The following is a 4,556-nucleotide window of genomic DNA, read 5'->3' as shown; positions in this document are numbered from 1 at the left end:
ACCGTATAAAGTAACCTTAATTCTCTCTTTTGTTCTTTCTATTATATCTACTAAAATTAATAGATTTATTAAAAATCAAACTTAAGCCGTATAAACTTTATTGCTGGTTTTAGCTCACTTGGGAAATTCCTCCGGAATTTCGCCGTTCGTACTTTATTTACTAAATTCACTGCTTAAACAACGCAACAAAGCTTATACAACAACGTTACCTCTAATTACGCACTCACTCAAATCCAAAAAAATCTGAATTGAAAAACGCGGAATTAATCACTCAAAATCTGAATTTATTGAGTGACGGAATTTTTACTCAAACGTGAATTTCTAACTGCGGACTTTTTAGCACGTTTGCGGAAATTAGTTTCTTTCGGAATTACTTACTCAATCGGAATTGAGAAACTATACGGAATTAACGAACTCGGAATTAAATTGCGGACAAAAGCAGGACCTGAAAAGTAATAACTAGAGGTAACAACGCATAAAAAAAATTGCTATATTTAGAACTAATTTAAAAGTCGTTGCTCTTTTGCTACATCTGATTTTCCTTCGGAAAATCCTCGCTCGCAAAAACGCAACTATTTTTATACAAGACCGTTGCCAACAATTTGAAAAAAACAATCTGCATACTAATCATAATGACAATTTTCTCTTGCAAAGAGAATAACAAAAACACTATGGAAATTGATAATCCAGAAAAATTTGCTGAATACGCAGATGAATTACAGAATAAAAAGCATCCGATTTTGCCAAATAATATTAGTATTCAATTGAAAGATGAAAATGGAGACAATTTAAAAATGGAAAACGTTCTCTGTCATCTGAATATTTATATTGACTCTTTGAGTTACTATACTTACAGTTTTATTCCTACTAACTCAAATGGAATTGTAAACTTGACAAAAGAGCAAATGATTCAAAACACGGAATTAAAGCACTATTTTGACGAAAGAATACCATTAGACAAAACAATAGTTAAATTTGATTTTATGGTTATGGACAATAATTTGCTAAATGGAATCATTTCAAGTATGGAAAATTACGTGAATATAGATATAGAATCAATTAAAGCCGATTTGAAAAGTAGAGGCTTAACTGACTCACAAATTGCTGTTCAAATTCCAGCGATTGAGGAAAAAATGAAATCTGACAAAAAATTAGTTGGATTACTAAAGAAAAACAAAAACGCGGAATTGGATTACTCAAATGGAGAAAAGAAAATAACGGATTTTTGGAATAGTGAATCTGATTATAATTACGAACTGAAATAAAAACTGTTGGCAACAACGTGTATAATTAATTGCTTGGTCACTGCCGACTTACGAACATTCCTGCGGAATATTCTATCTGTGATTTATTTGCTAAATTAGTTGCTTAACCACGCAACTAACCATACACAAAACCGTTGCCATTAATATGAAAAAAGTCATTGTCTACTTACTAATTTTAATTCCTCTAATTAGTTTCTCGCAAAATTGGCAAATTCCTGAAATTGATTGGGAAGGAAAAACTGAAACGGAAAATAATTACGTTGAATTGCTAAAATTGAAAGATAGAAATTCATTAATTGTTAAAATTGGATATTCATCCTATTGGACAAAAGGACAGAATTCTGAATTTATAGTTTACCAAAATGGAGGAAAAGTGAAACGATTTATTGTTTATCAACCAAACTCAACTGAATTTAAAACAAAAGTTAAGCGGAAAAGAATTAAGAAAAAACACTATGAATATTATTGGAATTATTTGCGGCAATGTATAACCGGAAATAAATTGAAAATCGATAAATCCAAACTAAACATAACCGAGAAAAAAGGAAAAGAAGAAGGAACTGTTCAAAGTATGTCAATAAGTGATGGAGCAAATTATCACTTTCAAATCTGTCAAGGAAAGAATTATATCGCTTATGGAAGTTACGAACCAAAAGTCTATATTGAAAATGAATATCCAGGTTCTGAAGAAAGACAAAAATTAGTCGATTTAATGAACGGATTTGAAAGATTAACAGAAAAATACTAATGGCAACACCGTGTATAATTAATGGCTAGTTCAAGCCTACTTACGAAAATCCTCGCGGATTTTCTATTCAGTTTTTATTTGCTAAATTAGGTGCTCAAACACGCCACTAATCAAGAACTGTGTTAAAAAACAAGTAATTATTAATTTAAATTATGTAAAACACTTCTATAGTTCCTGTCATATTTCAACCCCGATTTAGCTAAGGCAAACGCCTGTTTTAAAAGCTTGTTACATACAGCTATTAATGCTACTTTTTTACTCTTCCCTTTTGCTACAATTCTATCGAAGATTTCTTTGCATGCTTTATTATATTTTTTAGCAGAAAGACTACACATAAATAACGTTTTCCTTAATCGCCTATTACCCATTTTACTTATTCTTGACCTAGACCTTATGCTACTTCCTGACTGTCTTATTATAGGAGTTAGACCAGCAAAAGAACAAAGCTCTGAAGCCTTATTAAAACGTTCAAACCCACCTGTCAAAACAATCAGTAACATACTTGATCTCCTACCTATTCCTGGAATACTTTCTACTCTAGTAAGCAAGTCTTGATTATCTTGTTTTACTAACTTTAGTAATGAATCTTCTAACTTATCCATTTCCTTTTTCAAGTGTTTTAAACTTCTTTTCAATGACCGTATTACTTGGGGACAAGGAGACCCCATAGACTCTTCTGTTTGCAACTTGTTTTTAAGTGCTGTGGTTTGTTTAGTATAGAGATTGGTTAGACTTATTATTTGTGAACAAGCTATTTGAGTTGTACTCTGGCCTTTCCATAAACGTAATTCATTACTAGAGTTTACTGCATACTCATAAATCATTTGGGAATCTCTTTTGTCTGTTTTAATTTTTGTTAATCGCATTTGAATAAAACGTTTAATAGACAATGGATTTTCAACACTTACAGCTATTGCTTTCTCATATAAATAATACGCTAAACGCAAATGATAAACCCCGGTAGATTCCATAACACAATGAGAAAATTCATTAGTTAAACTCAACATTTTTTTAAAGCCTGATATGTCATTCTTGAACTGATAATGCTTACCATCTGATCCCGTCACATCAAAGACATCCTTACTTATGTCTATTCCGAAATAATTTGTATTTTTAATCATATATATATGAAGTTTACGAAAGAACTGATCTACTAGCTTTTCTGCATCTTAAAAACGAGATCTAAAGTCTCACAGAACTGTTCGAAATAATAGTAGGAAAGAGAGGGGATTGTCATGAAAAACGAGATCGCAGTCTCAATACACAAAATAACCTTAATCCTCTCTTTTTATTCTTTCTGATTTGATTCTTAATTTATAACTTATATTTGATAAGGCTAACTTAAGATACACAAACACGTTGTACAACATTTGAACACAAATGAAAATATTAGATAAAGAAATAGAAACAGATTACAAAAATCGAATTAATCGAGTATTTGAATTTATTGACAAAAACTTGGAATCGGATTTATCATTGAACACTGTTTCGGAAATTGCTTTTTTCTCACCATTTCATTTTCATAGAGTATTTAAGTTCGTAACAGGAGAAACTCTTAATGGATATATAACACGAAGAAGAATTGAAAAGTCTGCATCTGATTTACTGCACAAAAATATAACGGCAACTGAAATAGCTCACAAATATGGATTTAGTGATAATTCTTCTTATTCAAGAACTTTCAAAAAATATTTCGGAGTAAACCCAACTGAATTTAAAAAGCAAAACCCAAATCGACATAGCAAGATTCGTCAACTTGAAAGCAAGAACGGACAAGAATATCCTATCTATGAAAAATATATTTGCATCATTGATAATCTAAAAAAATGGACAGAAATGAATGCAAAAATCGAAGTTAAAGTAACACCTGAATTGAATTTAGCAGGAGTTACTCACGTAGGTGTAAACGGAATTGAAAATGCTTTTGAAAAACTTACAAAATGGGCAATACCAAAAGGACTTCTGAAAAATCCAGAGGCTAAAATGGGAAGAGTTTTTTTCGATAGCTTCAAATTCACAGCACCTGACAAAGTTCGGATGAGTATATTTTTGGTTACAAACGAATCTTTTGAAACAGAAGGTGAGATTAATAAGCTGACTATAAGCAAAGGAAAGTGTATTATTGGACGTTTTGAAATTACACCAATGGAATTTGAAAAATCTTGGACAAGCCTATTTATTTGGATGAATGAAAACGGATATAAAAAAGGTATTGAAAATCCATATGAAATCTATCATAATGATTATAGAGAACATCCAGAGAATAAATTCATAGTTGATTTGTATATTCCAATTGAATAAAAAACGCTGTACAACAACTTGTATAAGTAATAGCGGTTTAGGTATTTATCTGAACCGTTTTTTTATAAAATTAAAGTATATTGTTAACTAAAAAGTAGTCGCTAAAAATCCGCTACTACTCATACACAAAACCGTTAGCTGCAACCTTGACCCGTCCTGAAATAAGGCTACATAATTTTAAACATTATGTACAGAAATGACAAAGTAATTAGACGTTACAGCGAACCTTTTAAATTAAAGAT

Annotated in this window: 4 protein-coding genes; 3 read left to right on the top strand and 1 reads right to left on the bottom strand. The window is 30.9% G+C overall.

All coding sequences use genetic code 11. The annotated features are described in order from the left end of the window. Nucleotides 1-671: 671 nt before the first annotated feature. Both HNQ90_RS17770 and HNQ90_RS17765 read left to right on the top strand, forming a co-directional pair. Nucleotides 672-1,265: a hypothetical protein gene (locus HNQ90_RS17770; RefSeq protein WP_144118275.1), complete on the top strand. Its 594-nt coding sequence runs from the start codon at nucleotides 672-674 to the stop codon at nucleotides 1,263-1,265. A gap of 145 nt (nucleotides 1,266-1,410) precedes the next feature. Next, nucleotides 1,411-2,013: a hypothetical protein gene (locus HNQ90_RS17765; RefSeq protein WP_144118274.1), complete on the top strand. Its 603-nt coding sequence runs from the start codon at nucleotides 1,411-1,413 to the stop codon at nucleotides 2,011-2,013. Between the two features lie 140 nt (nucleotides 2,014-2,153). Here HNQ90_RS17765 and HNQ90_RS17760 read toward each other — a convergent pair whose 3' ends face one another. Further along, nucleotides 2,154-3,134 carry an IS110 family RNA-guided transposase gene (locus tag HNQ90_RS17760; RefSeq protein WP_144118273.1) on the bottom strand — a complete coding sequence of 327 codons (981 nt, stop codon included), beginning with the start codon at nucleotides 3,132-3,134 and terminating at the stop codon, nucleotides 2,154-2,156. Nucleotides 3,135-3,393: 259 nt separating this feature from the next. Between HNQ90_RS17760 and HNQ90_RS17755 the strand changes: the two genes are divergently transcribed. Continuing rightward, nucleotides 3,394-4,314, top strand: coding sequence for an AraC family transcriptional regulator (locus HNQ90_RS17755; RefSeq protein ID WP_221279913.1), 921 nt, complete (start codon nucleotides 3,394-3,396; stop codon nucleotides 4,312-4,314). The last annotated feature ends 242 nt before the right edge of the window (nucleotides 4,315-4,556 follow it).

It is taken from the genome of Algibacter amylolyticus (genome assembly GCF_014202225.1).
GTDB classification, from domain to species: Bacteria; Bacteroidota; Bacteroidia; order Flavobacteriales; family Flavobacteriaceae; genus Algibacter_B; species Algibacter_B amylolyticus.
Note: the sequence above shows the minus strand (reverse complement) of the source record. Positions and strands in the feature narration are given on the sequence as shown.